The following is an 18,414-nucleotide window of genomic DNA, read 5'->3' on the forward strand; positions in this document are numbered from 1 at the left end:
CGCTTTGTAGGGGATACTGAGCGCTGGCTAAATCCTGAAAAGCGAGCTTTTTACACAGATGACTGACAATCACCCGAGTCAGAGCGCTGATCTGATCAGCGCCAATATTATCGTCAACTTGCCCGCTGATGTTCCGGTGCCTGAAATATCGGAGTTTGCGCTCTACAAAGAGGAAGTGGTGAATGGGTATCGCCACGCCTATTACGCGAGTTCCATCGGCGACCAGGATGATCTTGCCGTTCAGGATGGACTTGAGCTTCTAACAGGAGCGATTGAGAGCGCGCGCGACGATCTTCAGACGGTTCTCAAGCTCGAGGGCTGCACTGTGACGTTGGATATTGCGATTTTTCCGAACCTTGGTTTCTCCACGGTTTCTTATGCGCTGCCGCCGGCTTTGGCGCGTCAACTCGTCGAGCTGGGCATCGTCTTCAGCGTCATGATGATTATGCCATCGGATCTGTCCGAATGAGGCAGGCGGTTGTCAGTTCATAGAAACAGACACGCTTGCCGCGTCGGAACGCGGCAAGCAATACTATCCAGAGCAAATTTTGACGCGTCTTTGTATCGTTTGACGATCCCGTCAAACTCCGAAACGCTATTGCGGCTTCAGTTCAAGAAGAACTCATGGTCGCACATGCGCAGTTCCGCCGGTTTGATCAGGCGGGCATGGGCGACCCGAACCGCATAGAGCTGGCCATCGAGCTTGGTCGTCCAGAAGTCCAAGAACTTCGTCAGCTCTGGAAAACGGGGATGTAGGTCGTAATCCTGCCAAATGTAGCTTTGCAGGATCGCTGGATGATCCGGCAATCGATACAGGATTTCCGCCGTCGTCAGGCCGTAGCCAGCAAGCTGAAGTACAAAATCACGAGACGCCATCTGGTCCTCCGCGATAATGCTGAGGTGAAGATGATACGCGTCAGCGTGTCACAACAAAGTTAAATATTAATAAAATCCTCGTGAAAACAGTTTGTTAGCAGCGCTCCTCAGTGAGTGCCAAAAATCCGTCGATGACCGATTGTCTTGACGCGTGCCAACGGGCAGGTTTGAGCTTGGCGCGGAGAATTTTCATGTCGTACCGTCTTGAATATCAACCCGATAATATCTTCGCGAAAATGCTACGCGGCGAAATCCCATGCCATAAAGTGTTCGAGGACGATGTCGCCTTGGCGTTCATGGACATCATGCCGCGCGGCGATGGCCATACGCTGATTATTCCCAAGATGGCGGTGCGCGGCCTCCTGGACATGCCGGCCGAAGCGCTGGGCCCGTTCATGGAGCGAGTGCAGCGTGTCAGCCGTGCCGTGGTGAAGGGCATGGATGCTGAAGGCCTGACCTTGCAGCAGTTCAACGAGACGGCCGGCGGGCAGGTGGTGTTTCACCTCCACTTCCATGTGCTGCCGCGCTGGGAAGGCATTCGCCTGCGCCCGCACACGGGCGAAATGGAGAAGCCCGACGTGTTGCGCCAGAACGCCGAGCGTATCCGCGCCGCGCTTTAGAGACCCGTCCAAAACACGGCTTTCGGCAAAGTCGCGTTTCTGTCGAAACGCGATTTGCTCTAAGGCGCGAACCACCAAGCCGCGCCGACGATGGCGATTTCGCCTATGGCGACGCCGGCGATGACCGAACGGCGGGTGAGGGCAAAGGCCGTCAGGCCGATGGCCATGGCGCCGAAGCGAGCCAGCAACGGCACTGTGGCCAGCGCCCCCGAGGGCGTCAGCAAGATGTTGGCGACCACCCCGGCGAGGAGCGCCGTGGCCACGGCGCGCACCCATTCCAGCAGTTCCGACTTCTCGTCGATACTGTGGCCGACGAGGACGGATAGCATGCGCCAGACCTCGCTCGGCAGGAAGCCGAACAGGATGAGGGCGAAATAGGGCCACAGGCCACCGCTCCAGGCATCGGGCGTCATAGGTGGGCTCCGTGTCGGCGGATGCGCTTCTGCCAAAGCCAGGCGGCGGTGCCGCCGACAAGGCCGATGATCATCAGGTCGAGCCCGGCGCCGACGATTCCCTTGAGCAGGGGGGCCAGCACGAAGCCTGACGAGAGCGCGATCCAGTCGATCGGCTCGCGGGCGTTTCGCGCCAGCGTCGAGGTGAAATAGATCGGTGTAATGAACAGCAGGCCGGCAGCGAGGGCATGCGGCAAGGCCGCGGCGAGGGTGTAGCCGATCCATGTGGCGATCAGCGCTGCAAAGACGAGGCTGTGCGCGAGACCCATGAACCAGGGAAGGCGGCCGGCCGGCGGAATGTGACGGATGGCTTGGATTGATTCCGCCCAGACCGTTACCGCCACCTGATGCATGGCGTATAACAAAATGGGGCGCGACCTCGCTGATTTGCGCAGGGTCGGCAGCAGCGACACGCACATCGGCAGCAGGCGGATCGACGAGAGCGAGATCGACAAGGCGATGGCGGGCAGGGCGACGCCATTGATCAGCGCGCCAAAATAAATCACCTGCGCAGGCCCGGCCCAGATCGTCAGCGTCGAGAGCAACGCCACGCCCAGCGGAACACCGGCTTCCCGCGCCAAGCCGCCGATGCCGAGGAAGGTGAAAGCCATGACGAAGATCGGCAGGCGGGCGGCGACCATCATGCCGCGGCGCAGCCAATAGGGCCAGCCCTCCTTGCCTAAGGGATCGATCTCTTGCACGGACATGCCGTGTTAGGTGCATATGCGCCGATTCATGTAAAGTCAGCTCATAGTCAAACAACAGCAGATCGCCAGCAGGCGGATCATCAACAGGGAGCCGGATCGTGACTCATGCCCGCATTTTTTCTCCAGTTCGAGGATGGATGGCGGCGTTCGCTTTCAGCCTGGCTGCGACTGGCGTCCTCGCGGTGACGATGGGCCAGGCCAGGGCGCAATCAACCACCGATCTGTTTAGCCGGGCGAGCACTCAGCAGATGCTGATGCGTATGGAAGTGGCGCTGGCGCGCGTGCAAGCGCGCCGTGGCATCATTCCGAAAGCGGCAGCGGACGAGATCGAGCGGACGGCGAGCATCGATTTCGTTTTGCCGCAACGGGTGGCGGAAGAGCAGCGCCGTGTCGGTCATCCGCTGGTGGCGCTGATCAATGTCTGGGCGAAAGTGACCCAGGGCGACGCCGGTGAATATATTCACTACGGCGCGACGACACAGGACATCTACGACAGCGTGCAACTGGCGCAATGCCGCGATGCGGCCCGCCTCTTCATCGCCGATCTGCGCAAGGTGGAAGAGGGGCTGTTGAACCTGGCGCAGGAGCATCGCGCCACGCCGATGATTGGCCGCACCGTTGGCCGTCACGCGCTGCCGCTGACTTTTGGGGCGAAGGTTGGCAGCTGGCTTGCCGAGAACCGGCGCAATATCGAACGGCTGAAAGGCTGGATCGAACGCTCGAACACCGCGATGCTCTCGGGCGCTGTGGGCAGCTATGCGGCGCTGGGCGCGGATGCTTTCGCTGTCGAAGGCGAGGTGGCCAAGGAGCTTGGCGCCGGCACGCCGTTCACCGCCGATTGGAAAGGCGCTCGCGACATGCATGCTGAATATGGCGAGCTGCTGGCGATCGCCGCGCGCTCGCTTGGCCGCATGGGACAAGAGGTGTTCCTGCTGCTCGGCGATGACTTCGGCGAATTGGAAGAGCCGACGGAGAATGTCGGCTCTTCGACCATGCCGCACAAGGTCAACCCGAGTTATGCGCGCACGGTGGTGCAGATGTCGCGGGTGGTGCCGGCGCAGGCGCAAATTCTGCTCGATTGGATGATCACCATCTATGAGCGCGACCAGATCTCCAATGCCGATACGTTGGGCGATATTTCCATCGCCATGGAGCGGGGCACCAAGGCGGCTGTGCGAATGGTCGCCGTTCTCAAAGTTCATCCGGAGAATATGGCCCGCAATATCGATCGCACGCGCGGGTTGATCATGGCCGAAGAGGCGATGTTCATCCTGGGCGAGAAGATCGGCAAGCATACGGCCCACGAAGAAGTGCGGCTTGCGGCGCGTGCCGCCTGGGAGAAGGGCACGACCTTGATCGAGGAGATCAATGCGCGGCCCTCTTTGGCGGGTGCAGCCAAGGAACTCAATCTGGAAACGCGTCTCGACCCGAAGAAATATATCGGCCTGTCGGCGGAGGCGACTGACCGGACCATCGCCTTCATTAAGCGGGCCCGAGAAACAGACGCTCCGGCGTTGAAGCCGGAGCGTGGGTAGTCAGCAAAGTATTTTCCGGTTCTGATTTTGATCAGAACCGGAAAAGTTTAGCTCTTCAGCGGCTCCGGCGGCGGCTTGATGTCGCTTTCGGGCGGCTCGTTGGTAGCGCGCTGCTTGGCGCGGCGCACTTCCGGCTCTTCGCGCGGGGCGCGCTTCTTGCGGCTGGCCTCGACCACTTCGCGGTCGGGCTTCGGCAGAACCGGCCCTTCCGGATAGATGAAGGCCAATTTCTTCTTGCCGTTCTCGTCGTCCTGCACGACGACCTGCACCGTGCCACCGCCCTTGAGACGGCCGAACAGCACTTCGTCGGCCAGCGGCGTCTTGATGTGCTGCTGGATGACGCGTCCCATCGGCCGGGCGCCCATCGCCTGGTCGTAACCATTGTCGATGAGCCAGCTGCGTGCTTCGTCGGACAGTTCGATCGTGACATTGCGGTCGCCGAGCTGGGTCTCGAGCTGGGCGATGAACTTGTCCACCACCTGAGCGATGACTTCGCGGGGCAGGTGGCCGAACTGGACGATGGCGTCGAGACGGTTGCGGAATTCCGGCGCGAACAGCCGGTTGATCGCTTCCAAATCCTCGCCCTCACGCTTGCTGCTGGCAAAGCCGAAGGCCGCACGGGCCATGTCGGCGGCGCCGGCATTGGTCGTCATGATCAAGATGACGTTGCGGAAGTCGATCTGCTTGCCGTGGTGATCGGTCAGTTTGCCGTGATCCATGATCTGCAACAGGATGTTGAACAGATCCGGATGGGCCTTCTCGATCTCGTCGAGCAGCAACACGCAATAGGGATGCTGGTCGACCGCGTCGGTCAGCAGGCCGCCCTGGTCGAAGCCGACATAGCCCGGAGGTGCGCCGATCAGACGGCTCACCGTGTGGCGCTCCATATATTCGGACATGTCGAAGCGGACGAGCTCGACGCCAAGGGCGACGGCGAGCTGGCGTGCCACTTCGGTCTTGCCGACGCCGGTGGGGCCCGAGAACAGATAGCTGCCGATCGGCTTCTCGCCGTCGCGCAAGCCGGCGCGGGCCAGCTTGATCGCCGCCGACAGGGCCGCGATCGACTTGTCCTGACCGTAGACCACGCGCTTCAGCGTATCTTCGAGATGCTGCAGCACTTCCGCATCGTCCTTCGACACGGTCTTGGCCGGAATGCGCGCCATCGTCGCGATGGTGGCTTCGACTTCCTTCGTGCCGATGGTCTTCTTGCGCTTGTTTTCGGGCAACAGCATCTGGCTGGCGCCGGTCTCGTCGATCACGTCGATCGCTTTGTCCGGCAGCTTGCGGTCATGAATGTAGCGCGCCGAAAGTTCGACGGCGCTCTTGATCGCGTCGTTGGTGTAACGGACGCGATGGAACTCTTCGAAATAGGGCTTGAGGCCCTTCATGATCTCGATCGAGTCCGGGATCGACGGTTCGTTGACGTCGATCTTCTGGAAGCGGCGCACGAGTGCCCGGTCCTTCTCGAAATACTGGCGGTATTCCTTGTAGGTGGTCGAGCCGATGCAGCGCAGCGCGCCCTGGGACAGGGCAGGCTTCAACAGGTTCGATGCGTCCATGGCGCCGCCCGAGGTGGCGCCGGCGCCGATGACCGTGTGGATCTCGTCGATGAACAGAATGGCGTTCTTGTGCTGTTCGATTTCCTTGATCACCTGCTTCAGGCGTTCTTCGAAATCGCCGCGATAGCGGGTGCCGGCGAGCAGCGTGCCCATGTCGAGCGCGAAGACCGTGGCGCGGGCCAACACGTCCGGCACCTCGCCCTTGATGATCTTGCGCGCCAGACCTTCGGCGATCGCCGTCTTGCCGACGCCGGGGTCGCCGACGAGCAGAGGATTGTTCTTCTGCCGGCGGCAGAGGATCTGGATCGTGCGCTGTACCTCGGCTTCGCGGCCGATCAGCGGATCGATGCGACCGTCGCGGGCCTTCTTGTTGAGGTTGACGCAATAGGCTTCGAGCGCGCCTTCCTTCTTCTTGCTGTCGCCTGGTTCGCGGCTCTCGTTGCGCTCGCGCTGGCTCTCTTCTTCCTCAGCACCGCGCGGCGCCTTGGTCGCGTCGGACATGCCGGGGCGCTTGGCGATGCCGTGGCTGATGTAATTGACGGCGTCGTAGCGCGTCATGTCCTGCTCCTGCAGGAAATAGGCGGCGTGGCTTTCGCGCTCGGCGAAGATGGCGACGAGCACGTTGGCGCCGGTCACTTCTTCGCGACCAGAGGACTGCACGTGAATGACGGCGCGCTGAATGACGCGCTGGAAGCCGGCCGTCGGCTTGGCTTCATCGCCGCGCCCGTTGGTGGCGAGATTGGCGAGTTCGTGGTCGATGTAATTGACGAGGCTCTTGCGCAGGGCTTCGAGATCGACCGAGCAGGCGCGCATGACGGCCGAGGCGTCGGAGTCCTCGATCAGGCTGAGCAGCAGATGTTCCAGCGTGGCGTATTCATGGCGACGCTCGTTGGCCGTCGCCAGCGCCCGGTGCAACGTCTGTTCGAGATTTCTTGAGAACGACGGCATTGGCGCTCCTTACTTCTTTTCCATAATGCACTGCAGCGGATGCTGATGCTTGCGGGCGAAATCCATCACTTGAGTCACTTTGGTCTCGGCTACTTCGTAGGTATAAATGCCGCATTCACCGACGCCGTGTTGATGCACGTGCAGCATGATGCGCGTAGCCTCATCGTTATTTTTGTTGAAATAGCGGCGCAGCACCGAGACGACGAATTCCATCGGTGTGTAATCGTCGTTGAGCAGCAGCACGCGATACATGCTGGGTTTGCGCGTCTGGGTGCGCGTGCGCGTGATGACTGCCGTGCCGGTGCCGTTGTTGTTCGCGCCGTTGCCGTTGCCGTTGTTGGCCTCTTCCGCCGCCCGGGTGGGGCTGGCGCGATCCTGGCCGTTAGCCGGGTCAGTATAGATCTGGCGACCGGCGTGCCGATCGGTGGCCTCGCCGTCAATCGCGGAAGCGCGGAATGCCGATATCTGCCTCGCCGGTAAACGCAAGAAGCCCTCCAAGGGATTCGACCCTGAAAGTCTACCTTCAATCCCAGGGTCGTCTGCAACACTTATTCGATGTTTCACCCGAGTAATGTAGGAGCGATGCAGGAGTTGCGCCAGTGGGGGGAAGGTTATCCGCACCATTAAGGTGGTTGTTCACAAATCCGCCCCATTCCGCGTCGTCTTGCAGCGCCTTCTTGCGCGGTGATTTGCCGCGAACCGTGCGTCTTGTCTGGAATAAGAATGAAAAAAGGCCCGGCAATCAGCCGGACCTTAACGCTCAGAGATTAATAACGCGCGCGCTGATTGCGCTGCATCACGGCGTGACGTTCACGCCGAGTTGACGCGTCCGTTTTACTTGGCTGCGGCCTGAACCTTGGCGACCGCCGTTTCGACGGGCTTGAAGGCATCCTTGGCAAGGGCGGTGTAAAGCTCACCCATCTTCGTCGACTGAGCGACGAAAGACTCATAGGCGGACTTGGCGTATTCGCTCTGCGCCTGGAAGGCGACATCGACTGACTTGGCGGTGACGATCTTTTCGAAAGCCGCGGTGGCGGCTTCGAGCGACTTCTTGGAATAATCGGTCGCTTCGGTGGCGATCTGCTGGAAGCCCTTCGACAGGGCCGAGCTGGCGGCCGTAGCGGCCTCGAACTGGTCTTTGCCGAACGACTGGAAGTCTTCCACACTCTTGAACATAGGTTGCCCCTCGAATTTTGGCCGACGTGCGACGCTGTCTCGCGGGCGGCCGGGTTTGGCTGGCGTGCAGCCTCTTATATGTGCGGTGCACAATAAAAGTCAATCAAAAAATTGTGCGGTGCAAAAATATTTCGCACGCCAGCCGGCCGATCCGCGGCCTTATCGTCAAAAACGCCTCAAATGCGGTCGCCGGCGTCAGGACCTGATTAACCGGCGCGTAACCGCATTCCATTACGGTCGCATTCTGTTGTGCGGCGGCAACACGGCGAGCTGCCTTAAAAATTGGCATCGCCCGAAGGTAGTGGGACATTGTGATGGCATTGCGTAGCGTTTTTTTGACAAAGCCAGTTCTTCACCTCGCTATCGGCCTCGGAATTGTGACTATCGCCGGCAGCCTCGTGTCCACCGCCGAAGCCAGGCCGCGGCATCGCCGTCATGCCGCGGCGGCGGTCTCGACCTATTCGCCGCCCTATGCGGCGATCGTGGTCGACGCCAATAGCGGGCGAATTCTGCACGCGGTTAATGAAAACGCGCTGCGCCACCCGGCTTCGTTAACCAAAGTCATGACGCTCTATATGCTGTTCGAGCAGCTTGAGCGTGGCAAGCTCCGCCTGGACAGCGAAATTCCGATCTCGTCCTATGCCGCCGCGAAGCCGCCGACCAAGCTTGGCCTGCGCCCAGGCCAGTCGATCACCGTCGACAATGCCATCAAGGCTGTGGTGACGCGCTCGGCCAATGATATCGCCACGGCGATCGGCGAGGCCATCGGTGGCGACGAAGCGACCTTTTCCGACATGATGACCCGCAAGGCGCGGTCTCTGGGCATGACGCGTACCCGTTTCGTCAACGCGTCCGGACTGCCCGATCCAGATCAAGTGACCACCGCTACGGACCTGAGCATTCTCGGCCGGGTGATCCAGGAACGGTTCCCGCGCTACTACGGTTATTTCCAGACCCATACCTTCTATTACGGCCGTCAAGCCATTCGTAATCACAACCGCCTTTTGGGCAGTGTCGAAGGCGTCGATGGCATCAAGACGGGCTATACCCGGGCCTCCGGCTTCAATCTTCTGACGTCGGCCAAGCGCGATGGCCACCGCATCATTGGTGTGGTGCTCGGCGGCAAGTCGGGCGGGGCGCGTGATCGCGTCATGGCCGGCCTGGTTGAGGATTATATCGACAGCGGTTCACGGACGCGTAGCGCGCCGATGATCGCCGAACGTCCGGTCGAGCGGGATCCGGCGCCGGTGGTGGTCGCCGCGCTGCCGCCGCCGCGCCCGGAGCCAGTTCAGGCCGTACTGCCGCCGATGCGCGCGGAAACGCCGGCACCGCGTCCGGTGGGTTTGGTGACCGCTGCCTATGCAGCTGAGGAAAGGCCGCGTCCGGCTGTGATTTCCTCGGGCACGAAATTCGAAGAGCGGGTCGCGACGGCGACCATTCGCAGCGCCACGCCTTCTGTGCTTGATGGCTCGACGTCATCGCGTCCGGTTGCGGCCGCGGCGGCGACACCGTCCAACATGCGCTGGATCTCAGGACCGCGCGGCGTCGAGACCGATGCGCGGACCAAGGCTGCTTTCGTCGCGCCGATCAAGCCGAATGAGACCAAGGCAGAAACCAAGGTCGCCAAATTCACGCCGCCGGCGGCGATCCCCGCCGCCCGCGAAGCGGCGTCCCGTCCGGTCGTCGCCAGTGCCAAACAAGGCCTGATGATTCAGATCGGCGCCACCGACGATCAGAGCAAAGCGCAGGATCTGTTGAGCCGCGCCAAGGCGCAGGGACGTTCAGTGCTCGGCGCCGCGCAGCCCTTCACCGAGAAAGTGCAGAGGGGCAAGGACACGCTGTGGCGTGCTCGCTTTGCCGGTCTTTCGGAAGACGGCGCGGAAGCCGCCTGCAAAACTTTGAAGCGGTCAGGCTTCGCTTGTTTCACCACGCGCAACTGAGTTGGCTTTCACCAGTTTGGCGTAGAGTTGGGTACGGAGTTTAGGCATGGCGGCGGATCAGAATATCCTTGGCCTCATTGACGCGAGCGGCGAGGGACGTCGTGCCCCCCTGGTCGGGGTGGATTTTCTTCATCAGATTGCGATGCGCCCGCGAAATGTCTTCGGTGCTCGCTCCCTTCTGAAGCCCAAGGACTTCGTAGGCTTCATCCTCGGTCATCGTAGCCGTGCGGAGACTGTTGGCGCTCCTGTCGCCATTAGCCTGAGCTGCGTCACGCCAGCCGGGGAACCGGCGGTCGAAATACGCTTCAAGTAATCGCGCGCCGTCGGGATCGCTTTGCAGGCAGAGGCGAAACAAGGCCTCCGCATCGCTGCGCGACAAGTCCGCGAGCCGGCGTCCGGCGTAAGGACCAGCCGTCACCGAGCCTTCGATCGCGCCGGTGTCGTGATCGAGCTGCATCGCGATCGTTGCCGAACTGACGTTTGAGGTTTGGCTGTTCGAAGTTCCGGTGTTGCCGGCATTCTTGCCGATGTTCTTGGCCCAGTCCGGTGGCTGTGCCCAACCCATCAGCCAAAGTCCGACGCCGCCAGCCGCGACAGCAATTTCCCAGTGTCCGCGCATGAATAGAAAGGCGGCGATCGCGAGCGACCCCATGCCGCCGACGCGTTTGACGGTTTTGGCGACGACGGCGGGGGGCGCATTGGCAAAGCTGCGGAGCAGCCAGAGGCCACCGAGAACTCCGGCGAGGACGATAAAGAGGATGGGCAGATTCATCGTGGCAGCTTACTTCATCTGTCGCAGAAGCGCCTGCGCCGTCTGACTGCCTTTGCCAGCGATTTGCTCAAGTGCTTTACGGCCACCGGCGGCATAGGCGGCCGCAGCGGCGAGCATTTCGCCAAGGCGATGGGCCGCCGAGGCATCGAAGTGGGCATAGGCGCCGCCGGTCAGCCGGGCGATTTCCCGGAAGGTGGCGTTGGCCGCGGGGTCATTGCCTTCGTGAAACATGAAGGCTTTGACGCCGAGAAGGCCGATCTCGCCGGCCAGCTGGCAGAGTTCGTCGGGATTTTCCTCCATCGCATCGCCGATATAGATCAGCGCCGCCACGCGTTTGCGGCGGCTTTCCTCGGCGACGTGGCGCAGCACTTTGGCGATCTGCGTATTGCCGCCGGCGACCGAGATCTTGGTCATCAGCTCGGCGAGGCCGACGCCGTTGGCGATGAAGCGGGAGGCGCGGCATTCAGCCAGCCCGCGAAAATAGAGCAATTGCACGTCGAGCCCGCCGAGGCTCGAGGCCGTCTGGAACATCTGGCTTTGCAGACTCAAGGCCAGATCCCAGGTCGGCTGCCGACTCATCGTTGCATCCAGCGCAAAGACGAGTCGCCCGCGATCGGCGCCGGCATGGGCGGCGGGCAGGCGATTCACCTGGTCGAGAAAAGCGTCGACGGCACCGGTGGCAGCCCCCTTGGAAACGACAGGCTTCTGATCCGAGGATTGGGCCAAGATTTCGAACTTCCCGTGTGCGAGGCGGTGGCGCGTCGGTTCAAAGATCGGAACAGCCTGGCGAAATAACAAGCGCGATGAATCGGATCGGCCGCAAGACTGAGGGGTTGATTCCGATTATCAGGCTAACGGCATGAAATACATGCGCTAATTTTAAGGTGAGGGCGGTGGCGTGCCGCCTCTGGAAGCTCAGAGGTTGATTCAGGGCGCTGACATTCTGATTCAGCTGGTGATGGTAAGTCCATCATGTTTTGAGTCCGGATATTCTACTAACGCATTGTGATTTAAATATAATTTAAGTTCGTCTTGTGTTTCGCTGCGGCCAAACAAAAACGGGGCGCTAGGCGCCCCGTTTTTCGTGCAAACCGAAAGATCGCTTACTTGATCTTGGTTTCTTTGAATTCGACGTGCTTCTTCGCAACCGGGTCGTACTTCCGGTAGGACAGCTTTTCCGTCTTGGTGCGGGCGTTCTTCGACGTGACATAGAAGAAACCGGTGTCAGCGGTCGAGAGGAGCTTGATCTTGATTGAGGCGGCCTTGGCCATGGCATAATTCCTGAATTTGAATTCGCCGGCAAAATACGGATCGGGGGCGCGAAGTCAAGGAACGCCGGCCAGATTTCGGAAAAAGCTGCGGAATCCATTTCGGGGCAGGTCCGGCGGCAAGCTCCCTGGCCGGGAAAGCTCTCTCTAACTCTCTCCAGCTGCCAGCCTCCTAGGGCGCCACCCCTTTACGGCTGCCTCGATATATGGTTCCCTTAAATCGTTCGCAATCGAATGAATTGGGAGGCAGTCGATGGCCACGAGCTTTCTGCGCAACTGTTGGTATGTCGCTGGATGGGCGAGCGAGGTCGGCGAGCGGCCGCTGGTGCGGACCATCTGCAACGAGCCTCTCCTGTTCTTCCGTGACGCGGAGGGGGCGGTGAGAGCGCTTTCGGATCGTTGTCCGCACCGCAAGGCGCCGCTGTCGACCGGCTCGATCGAGAGCGGCGAAATCACCTGCGGCTATCATGGCATCCGCTTCAACGCCGAGGGCCGCTGCCTGCATGTGCCGGGTGGGCTCTCGTTTGGCAGCAATTTTGCCGTGCGGGCCTATCCGGTTGAGCAGATGCACGGGTTCATTTTTATCTGGATGGGCGATCCGGCTAAGGCCGATACGGCGCTCATTCCTGATTTCAGTGAGAACGAGAAGCCGGGCTGGGGGGCTGTGCGCGATACTTTGCCGGTCGCCTGCAATTACCAACTGTTGACCGACAATCTGCTCGACCTCACCCATGTGGTCTTTGTCCATAAAACGACGCTGGGTGGCAGCCAGGTGGCTGATACGCCGCTCGACGTCACGGTGGACGGCGATGTGGTGCGGGCCGAGCGCTTCATGAAGAATGTCGATACCGCGCCGATCTACAAGGCGGCGCGCGGTCTCCACGACAAGATCGACCGCTGGCAGATTTTCGAATGGCGGGCTCCCTCCTATATCCGGTTGACGCTGGGCGCACGGGCGGCGGGCACCGATCTGCCCTATGGCACGCCTGTGCATCGGGTGCTCAATGCGCTGACGCCGGAGACGGATACGACGACCCACTATTTCTGGTCGACGGCGCGCAACTGGGCGCTGGACGATCCGAAGATCGACACGCTCTATTTCAACATGATCACCGAGGCTTTTGCCGAGGACAAAGTGATCGCCGAGCACCAGCAGCGCTACATCGACTCGGACACGAGCGGCACGCCGCTGATCGCCTTCAGCTTCGATAAGGCGGGTCAGTTGGCGCGGCGCATCCTACGTGCCAAGATCGAGCAGGAGCAGGCGGCGCTATTGGCGCGGGCTGGCTAAAAGGGTGCGGGGGGCAGCCATATGGCGATGGGAACGATCGCAGGCGACACTGCGATTGAGGATTTGGGCGAGATTGCGCGCCAGCAAAGTAACCTGCCTTCGGCATCGCTGCCGACCAGGCTTGTTCGCTTCACAGCCGATAGTGCGCGGCTAGGGCTCGCGGCTGCCGCCATCAACTACTTTACGGCGGCCCGCAAGCCTGTCGGAGCGGAAAAGACCTGGCGTTTCTTCACGCGTAGGTCTCCGGCTCTGCTGCAGGCCGTGATCGATGGCTATCCTTTTCCGGCACAGCGCCGGCGCGTGATCGACGAGATTTTTCGCCGCTCAAGCGCCGATGGGATCGAATACCATTACGATGTGTCGAACGATTTTTATGAATTGTTTCTCGACCGTCGTTTCATGTTTTACTCCTGCGCCGACTTTAATGCTCCCGGCGACAGCATCGAAGATGCGCAGCTCAACAAGGCCAACCACATCCTTGGATTGCTCGATCCAAGAGCCGGCGAAAAGATCGTCGAGTTGGGCTGCGGCTGGGGTTCGATGTTGCGCCATGTTTACGCAGCTACAGGCGACCGCGACAACCTCTCAGGCATGACGCTGTCGAAAGATCAGCTGCAGCATATCCGCACCAAGTTTGGTTTCAACGTGATGCTGGCCGATTTCATTCGGGCTGATCATGGGGTTGAGGCTTACGATAAAATCTATTCGATCGGCTCGATGGAGCATGTGCGGCCTGACGATGTCCTGCCGCTTTATCGCCGCCTCCACAAAGCGCTGAAGCCCGGCGGACGAGTCGTTCAGCATTTCTTCTCGCTGAACGGGACCGACAGATTGCCGACCTCGATGATGGGCGCGCAAGCGATCTTCCCGGGCTCGATCCTGTCGCTGCACAGCGATCATCTGGAATGGGCGCGGCAGGCGGGCTTCCGATTGACGCACGATTCGCTTCATGACTACCGGCCGACGTTGCGGGCCTGGTTCGATCGGCTTGTTGAGAACCGCGAGCGGGCACATGAGCTCGTCGGCGTTCAGACCACCAACAAGTATCTGGCTTATTTTGCCGCGTCCTGGAGCTTTTTCGACCTTGGTCAGGGAACACTTCATCGCCTCGTGCTGAGGAAGGATTGAGCCCGATCCATCGTCTAGCCAGCTAGATTTCCGTGCGGATCCAGCCCTTGGGGCCGACGCGATACCAGGGCGCCGGCAGGTAATGGCCCATGCCGGCGGCGATGCGGCGGTCGAGTTCGTAGAGGACGACGCTGGTGATCAGCGGCAGTTCCAGAGCATGAGCCTGGGACAGGGGCACCCAGACCAGCTCGACCAGCTCGCGATCCGGGCCGACGGCCCCTTCGATGGTGGTGGCGATGTCGCTGACGTCTGCTGCCAGGAAAATCGTGTCGAAGCGGCGGGACTGGCGCGGCGGCGTCGTCGCCCGGGCGATGAAGTGGATATTGTCGATGAGGGGATAAAACCCTTGGGCGGCGAATTTCTGCCATTCGCCGGCGGGCGCTGTTTCCGGCGCCCCCATGTCGGCGGCGCCGAGCACGATGCCGGTTTCCTCGAACGTCTCGCGGATGGCGCCCAGCGCCAGGGCGCGGGGCAGGGAATGGGATTTCGGGTCGATGCGGGCCAGCCGCTCTTCGACCGGCAAGGGCAGGGCACCGGCGGCATTCATCTTGCGGTCGCCGGGCTCGATGCGTCCGCCGGGGAAGACGAACTTGCCAGGCATGAACTTGCTGGCTGGATTGCGGCGGCCCATCAGGACCTTGGGCTCGGGCTCGCCACGATCAAGCAGCATCAGCGTTGAAGCAAGCCGGGGTTTGACCCCGGTTGGCGGCTGACGCTGGAGACGAGCCCAGATCTCTTCGTTGAGGACGGTCGTTAGGTCGGTATTGCTATCGATCGTGCGTGTCACATCTGCCCCGGACGTCGGGCCGGCATGGCGGTCCCGAATCCGTGCATTTTGAGCGCCCATTGCAGACCGATCAAGGCGCCTTTCACCGAGGGCAGCATGATCAGACTGAGGACGACCGACAGGGTCGTCCACATGGCCATGTGAAGCCACATGGACAATTCCGGATAACGCTGGTCGACCACCATCAGCAATCCGACGACGATATGCCCGACGATGACGATGGTCACGTAAGGCGGTGCGTCGTCGGCACGATGATGATGCAATTCCTCGCCGCAGTTCGGGCAAGCATCGTTGGGCTTGAGATAGGCGCGGAACATTTTGCCTTCGCCGCAATGCGGGCAGCGCAAACGCATGCCGCGTTTCATTGCAAGCCACCAGTCGCGCGGCGCTTCCAAAGGCGCTTTCAAGACGGCGTCGAAGGGAACACTCATATCGGCCTCCTCGGTCCAGCCTTTCGATTAACGACCGGAACGCCTTTTATTTGAGGCTTGCGCCTTCTTTCGGGAAGGAGGCTTCTTGTCGCGCCTGGGGGTTGCGTGCGCTTTTGTCGCGTGCATGCCGCGCCTAACATGACCTTTGCTGATGATTTCAAAGCGCAATGCGCCAGCCAGTGGCGCGGCTTCGACAAGCTTCACCTGGATGTGATCGCCCAGCCTAAAGCTTTCGCCGGTGCGATTGCCGACAAGCGCATGTAGGTTTTCGACATAACGATAATAGTCGGCACCAATGGTCGCAGCCGGAACGAATCCATCGGCGCCGGTGTCGAGCAGTTTGACGAACAGACCGGCGCGGGTGACGCCGGAGATCCGTCCTTCGAAGGTGGCGCCGATTTGCGTCGACAGGAAACTGGCGATGAGCCGTTCGGTGGTTTCGCGTTCGGCGGCCATGGCACGACGTTCGGACGCGGAGATGCGCGCCGCGACTTCGGCCAGTTCTTCGGGCTCCATATTCGGCAAGCCATCTGAGCCAAGCTTCAACGCACGGATCAGCGCGCGATGCACGATAAGGTCGGCATAGCGGCGGATCGGCGAGGTGAAGTGCGCGTAGCGCTTCAGGTTGAGGCCGAAGTGACCGTAATTGTCGGATGAATATTCGGCCTGCGCTTGCGTGCGCAACACCACTTCATTGACGGCATTCTCATGCTCGCCATCCTTCACGCGGTCGAGAATACCGTTGAACTGCTGCGGCCGTAGCACCTGGCCTTTGGCGAGCTTTACGCCGATGGTGGCGAGAAATTCGCCGAGCGCATGCATCTTCTCGACCGACGGTTCGTCATGGGTGCGATAGATGAGCTGCTGGCCTTGCGTCTCCAGCGTCTCCGCAGCGGCGACATTGGCGAGGATCATATACTCCTCGATCAGCCGATGCGCTTCGAGACGTGGGGGGATGATCACCCGGTCGATGCGGCCATCGGCGGTGAGCAGCAATTTGCGTTCCGGCAGATTGAGATCGAGCGGGCTGCGCTTGCCGCGTGCTTCATCAAGCGCATGCCAGGCGGCCCACAGTGGCTTCAGCACCGTGTTGAGCAAAGGCGCTGTGGTGTCGTCGGGCGTCCCGTCGATGGCCGCCTGGGCCTGCGGATAAGCGAGCTTGGCGGCCGAGCGCATGAGGATGCGGTGAAAGGTATGGCGCAGTTTGTGGCCATCACGCGCGATCACCATGCGCACGGCCAAGGCGGGGCGATCTTCGTGCGGACGCAGCGAGCAGAGATCGTTGGAGATGCGCTCGGGCAGCATCGGCACGACGCGATCGGGGAAATAGACCGAGTTGCCGCGCTCCACCGCTTCGCGATCAAGCGACGAGCCTGGTTGCACATAGGCGGCGACATCGGCGATGGCGACGGTCAGCACGAAGCCGCCGCTGTTGGTGGGATCATCGTCGGCGACCGCATGGACGGCGTCGTCGTGATCCTTCGCATCGGCGGGATCGATGGTGACGAGCGGCAGCTTACGCCAGTCCTCGCGTCCGGCCAGCGTTGCCGGCCTCGCCGCCTCGGCCTCTTTCAAGGTCTCGGGGCGGAAGACATGGGGAATGCCGTGCGCGTGCAGGGCGATCGTGGTGATAGCGCGTTCGTTATCGATGGCGCCGAGCCGTTCGCGCACGCGGGCTTGCGGCAGGCCGAAGCGGCCTTCGCGTCCGGCTTCCACGGCGACAAGATCGCCGTCACGCGCTTCGCCTTGCGCGCCTTCGGGGATAGACCATTCCTTGCCGCGCGACTTCTTGTCGACGGGGATCAGGCGTCCGCCGCCACCGGGCAGGGTGCGATAGACGCCGATGAGCTGGGCGCGGGAGCGCGACAGCAGTTTGATGACCCGGCCGTGATATTGCGGTTCCTTCTTGCCGGCATCGGGATCGCGCTCGGTGCGCACCAAGGCGCGGTCGCCGACACCTGGTACGGGATCACCGGGGCGGCGCTTGCGTGGCATGTGAATGGCGATACGGGGCGGTGCGCCTGCGTCCTCGTCCCATTCAACCGGCGTGGCGATGAGTTCGCCGTCCCTGTCGCGAGACAGAATATCGGCAACGACGACTGAGGGCAGGCGGCCCTGTTCAATGATTTGGCCGTGGCGGCGCTCGACGACGCCATCAGCCTCAAGTTCCTTGATCAGCTTTTTAAGGGGAATCCTGTCGGCGCCTTTGACATCGAAGGCGCGGGCGATCTCGCGTTTGCCGATTTTTCCCGAGGTCACCTTGCCCGCTTTGGTCGCTGCCTCGTTCTCGCGTTTGATGAACGCGATGATGTCTTCGCGCGTGGGCAGGGAAGGTTGGGTGTCGGGTTTTTTCGTCAATGCCTGCAGGTTTCCGTTGATGGCCGCGGCGCGTGGGAATGGGTCGTTTCGGGTCCGCTCACCTCCATATATAGTAGTCTCCGAATCTTTTCATGGGGTATGGAGAGCAAATTGCGCTCGCTTTTTGACAGTCTTTTTCCGCTGGCGGGCCGTGCCCTAATCAGCTTCATCTTCATCCTGGCCGGCTATAACAAGCTGGTCGGCTATGCGGGGACGGTGGCCTATATGCACAAGGCCGGTCTTCCGGGCTATCTGCTGCCGGTCGTCATCGCCGTCGAACTGGGTGGCGGCTTGCTGCTGCTGACCGGCTTCTTGACCCGGATCGTGGCGTTTCTCCTGGCCGGATTCGCCCTCCTGACGGCCTATTTCTTTCATTTCAATTTCGGCGATGCGGGCCAGTTCGTGCAATTCCAGAAGAACCTGGCGATTGCCGGCGGGCTTCTGTTCGTCGTTCTCAATGGCGCTGGCCGCTGGTCGCTCGACGCCAAATTGCGTTAACGGCCGCAAGATCAGAATCAAAAGAGCGGCCGCGTGGGAACGCGGCCGCTCTTGTTTTCTAAGGGCCG

19 protein-coding genes are annotated in these 18,414 nt (G+C 61.2%); 7 read left to right on the plus strand and 12 right to left on the minus strand.

The genetic code is table 11. From position 1 onward, the window contains the following. Window positions 1-58: 58 nt before the first annotated feature. Window positions 59-469, plus strand: coding sequence for a hypothetical protein (locus tag BLW50_RS03885; RefSeq protein WP_090697705.1), 411 nt, complete (start codon window positions 59-61; stop codon window positions 467-469). Window positions 470-606: 137 nt separating this feature from the next. On the opposite strand, the gene BLW50_RS03890 is transcribed toward BLW50_RS03885, so the two are convergent. Next, window positions 607-876 carry an usg protein gene (locus tag BLW50_RS03890; RefSeq protein WP_090697708.1) on the minus strand — a complete coding sequence of 90 codons (270 nt, stop codon included), beginning with the start codon at window positions 874-876 and terminating at the stop codon, window positions 607-609. A gap of 191 nt (window positions 877-1,067) precedes the next feature. On the opposite strand from BLW50_RS03890, the gene BLW50_RS03895 reads away from it, so the two are divergent. Beyond that, window positions 1,068-1,496 carry an HIT family protein gene (locus BLW50_RS03895; RefSeq protein WP_090697712.1) on the plus strand — a complete coding sequence of 143 codons (429 nt, stop codon included), beginning with the start codon at window positions 1,068-1,070 and terminating at the stop codon, window positions 1,494-1,496. Between the two features lie 59 nt (window positions 1,497-1,555). On the opposite strand, the gene BLW50_RS03900 is transcribed toward BLW50_RS03895, so the two are convergent. Both BLW50_RS03900 and BLW50_RS03905 read right to left on the minus strand, forming a co-directional pair. After that, window positions 1,556-1,909, minus strand: a complete 354-nt coding sequence (locus BLW50_RS03900) for an AzlD domain-containing protein (RefSeq protein ID WP_090697714.1) — start codon at window positions 1,907-1,909, stop codon at window positions 1,556-1,558. Next, window positions 1,906-2,655 carry an AzlC family ABC transporter permease gene (locus tag BLW50_RS03905; RefSeq protein ID WP_090697719.1) on the minus strand — a complete coding sequence of 250 codons (750 nt, stop codon included), beginning with the start codon at window positions 2,653-2,655 and terminating at the stop codon, window positions 1,906-1,908. The genes BLW50_RS03900 and BLW50_RS03905 overlap by 4 nt, the downstream gene beginning before the upstream one ends. 137 nt (window positions 2,656-2,792) lie before the next feature. On the opposite strand from BLW50_RS03905, the gene BLW50_RS03910 reads away from it, so the two are divergent. Then, a complete protein-coding gene (locus tag BLW50_RS03910) occupies window positions 2,793-4,190 on the plus strand; it encodes a lyase family protein (RefSeq protein ID WP_090697723.1) in 1,398 nt (465 codons plus the stop codon). Between the two features lie 47 nt (window positions 4,191-4,237). On the opposite strand, the gene clpA is transcribed toward BLW50_RS03910, so the two are convergent. The 3 genes from clpA to BLW50_RS03925 all read right to left on the minus strand — a co-directional run bounded on the left by clpA (window position 4,238) and on the right by BLW50_RS03925 (window position 7,873). Then, window positions 4,238-6,697 (minus strand): ATP-dependent Clp protease ATP-binding subunit ClpA, encoded by a 2,460-nt coding sequence (clpA, locus tag BLW50_RS03915; protein ID WP_090697726.1) that lies wholly within the window; start codon window positions 6,695-6,697, stop codon window positions 4,238-4,240. A 9-nt stretch (window positions 6,698-6,706) separates the two neighbouring features. Then, window positions 6,707-7,099 carry an ATP-dependent Clp protease adapter ClpS gene (clpS, locus tag BLW50_RS03920; protein ID WP_090708658.1) on the minus strand — a complete coding sequence of 131 codons (393 nt, stop codon included), beginning with the start codon at window positions 7,097-7,099 and terminating at the stop codon, window positions 6,707-6,709. Window positions 7,100-7,531: 432 nt separating this feature from the next. Continuing rightward, window positions 7,532-7,873: a phasin family protein gene (locus BLW50_RS03925; RefSeq protein WP_090697729.1), complete on the minus strand. Its 342-nt coding sequence runs from the start codon at window positions 7,871-7,873 to the stop codon at window positions 7,532-7,534. A gap of 398 nt (window positions 7,874-8,271) precedes the next feature. Here BLW50_RS03925 and BLW50_RS03935 point away from each other — a divergent pair, with 398 nt between their 5' ends. Beyond that, the gene (locus BLW50_RS03935; protein WP_244544128.1) at window positions 8,272-9,813 is read left to right on the plus strand and encodes a serine hydrolase; all 1,542 of its coding nucleotides are present in this window, start codon (window positions 8,272-8,274) and stop codon (window positions 9,811-9,813) included. Between the two features lie 40 nt (window positions 9,814-9,853). Here BLW50_RS03935 and BLW50_RS03940 read toward each other — a convergent pair whose 3' ends face one another. The 3 genes from BLW50_RS03940 to rpmG all read right to left on the minus strand — a co-directional run bounded on the left by BLW50_RS03940 (window position 9,854) and on the right by rpmG (window position 11,856). Beyond that, a complete protein-coding gene (locus BLW50_RS03940; RefSeq protein ID WP_090697741.1) occupies window positions 9,854-10,585 on the minus strand; it encodes a DnaJ domain-containing protein in 732 nt (243 codons plus the stop codon). Between the two features lie 9 nt (window positions 10,586-10,594). Then, entirely contained in the window at window positions 10,595-11,311 is a 717-nt protein-coding gene (locus BLW50_RS03945) for a hypothetical protein (RefSeq protein WP_090708660.1), read from the minus strand. Window positions 11,312-11,688: 377 nt separating this feature from the next. Continuing rightward, complete coding sequence (gene rpmG / locus BLW50_RS03950; RefSeq protein WP_090697745.1) at window positions 11,689-11,856, minus strand: 50S ribosomal protein L33; 168 nt, start codon at window positions 11,854-11,856, stop codon at window positions 11,689-11,691. Between the two features lie 250 nt (window positions 11,857-12,106). Between rpmG and BLW50_RS03955 the strand changes: the two genes are divergently transcribed. Next, window positions 12,107-13,144 carry an aromatic ring-hydroxylating dioxygenase subunit alpha gene (locus tag BLW50_RS03955; protein ID WP_090697748.1) on the plus strand — a complete coding sequence of 346 codons (1,038 nt, stop codon included), beginning with the start codon at window positions 12,107-12,109 and terminating at the stop codon, window positions 13,142-13,144. Window positions 13,145-13,165: 21 nt separating this feature from the next. Beyond that, a complete protein-coding gene (locus tag BLW50_RS03960) occupies window positions 13,166-14,272 on the plus strand; it encodes a class I SAM-dependent methyltransferase (RefSeq protein WP_090697752.1) in 1,107 nt (368 codons plus the stop codon). A 22-nt stretch (window positions 14,273-14,294) separates the two neighbouring features. Here BLW50_RS03960 and BLW50_RS03965 read toward each other — a convergent pair whose 3' ends face one another. Genes BLW50_RS03965 through rnr form a run of 3 tightly spaced genes read right to left on the minus strand, consistent with a single transcriptional unit; the run spans window position 14,295 to window position 17,848 of the window. After that, a complete protein-coding gene (locus tag BLW50_RS03965) occupies window positions 14,295-15,059 on the minus strand; it encodes an NUDIX hydrolase (protein WP_244544129.1) in 765 nt (254 codons plus the stop codon). Continuing rightward, entirely contained in the window at window positions 15,056-15,490 is a 435-nt protein-coding gene (locus BLW50_RS03970) for a DUF983 domain-containing protein (RefSeq protein WP_090697755.1), read from the minus strand. Before BLW50_RS03970 ends, BLW50_RS03965 begins: the two co-directional genes overlap by 4 nt. 27 nt (window positions 15,491-15,517) lie before the next feature. Further along, the gene (rnr, locus tag BLW50_RS03975; RefSeq protein ID WP_170849972.1) at window positions 15,518-17,848 is read right to left on the minus strand and encodes a ribonuclease R; all 2,331 of its coding nucleotides are present in this window, start codon (window positions 17,846-17,848) and stop codon (window positions 15,518-15,520) included. Window positions 17,849-17,959: 111 nt separating this feature from the next. Between rnr and BLW50_RS03980 the strand changes: the two genes are divergently transcribed. Continuing rightward, window positions 17,960-18,346 (plus strand): DoxX family protein, encoded by a 387-nt coding sequence (locus tag BLW50_RS03980; protein ID WP_244544130.1) that lies wholly within the window; start codon window positions 17,960-17,962, stop codon window positions 18,344-18,346. Window positions 18,347-18,414: the final 68 nt, after the last annotated feature.

This window comes from Beijerinckia sp. 28-YEA-48 (genome assembly GCF_900104955.1).
Classification (GTDB): domain Bacteria; phylum Pseudomonadota; class Alphaproteobacteria; order Rhizobiales; family Beijerinckiaceae; genus Terripilifer.

Bases quoted from the DNA above. Each gene is read 5' to 3' on its own strand.
- BLW50_RS03960 (WP_090697752.1), top strand. From the start codon at position 13,166: ATGGCGATGGGAACGATCGCAGGCGACACTGCGATTGAGGATTTGGGC.
- BLW50_RS03925 (WP_090697729.1), bottom strand. From the start codon at position 7,873: ATGTTCAAGAGTGTGGAAGACTTCCAGTCGTTCGGCAAAGACCAGTTC.
- clpA (WP_090697726.1), bottom strand. From the start codon at position 6,697: ATGCCGTCGTTCTCAAGAAATCTCGAACAGACGTTGCACCGGGCGCTG.
- BLW50_RS03895 (WP_090697712.1), top strand. From the start codon at position 1,068: ATGTCGTACCGTCTTGAATATCAACCCGATAATATCTTCGCGAAAATG.
- BLW50_RS03940 (WP_090697741.1), bottom strand. From the start codon at position 10,585: ATGAATCTGCCCATCCTCTTTATCGTCCTCGCCGGAGTTCTCGGTGGC.
- rpmG (WP_090697745.1), bottom strand. From the start codon at position 11,856: ATGGCCAAGGCCGCCTCAATCAAGATCAAGCTCCTCTCGACCGCTGAC.
- BLW50_RS03905 (WP_090697719.1), bottom strand. From the start codon at position 2,655: ATGTCCGTGCAAGAGATCGATCCCTTAGGCAAGGAGGGCTGGCCCTAT.
- BLW50_RS03900 (WP_090697714.1), bottom strand. From the start codon at position 1,909: ATGACGCCCGATGCCTGGAGCGGTGGCCTGTGGCCCTATTTCGCCCTC.
- BLW50_RS03910 (WP_090697723.1), top strand. From the start codon at position 2,793: ATGGCGGCGTTCGCTTTCAGCCTGGCTGCGACTGGCGTCCTCGCGGTG.
- BLW50_RS03890 (WP_090697708.1), bottom strand. From the start codon at position 876: ATGGCGTCTCGTGATTTTGTACTTCAGCTTGCTGGCTACGGCCTGACG.
- BLW50_RS03885 (WP_090697705.1), top strand. From the start codon at position 59: ATGACTGACAATCACCCGAGTCAGAGCGCTGATCTGATCAGCGCCAAT.
- BLW50_RS03955 (WP_090697748.1), top strand. From the start codon at position 12,107: ATGGCCACGAGCTTTCTGCGCAACTGTTGGTATGTCGCTGGATGGGCG.
- BLW50_RS03970 (WP_090697755.1), bottom strand. From the start codon at position 15,490: ATGAGTGTTCCCTTCGACGCCGTCTTGAAAGCGCCTTTGGAAGCGCCG.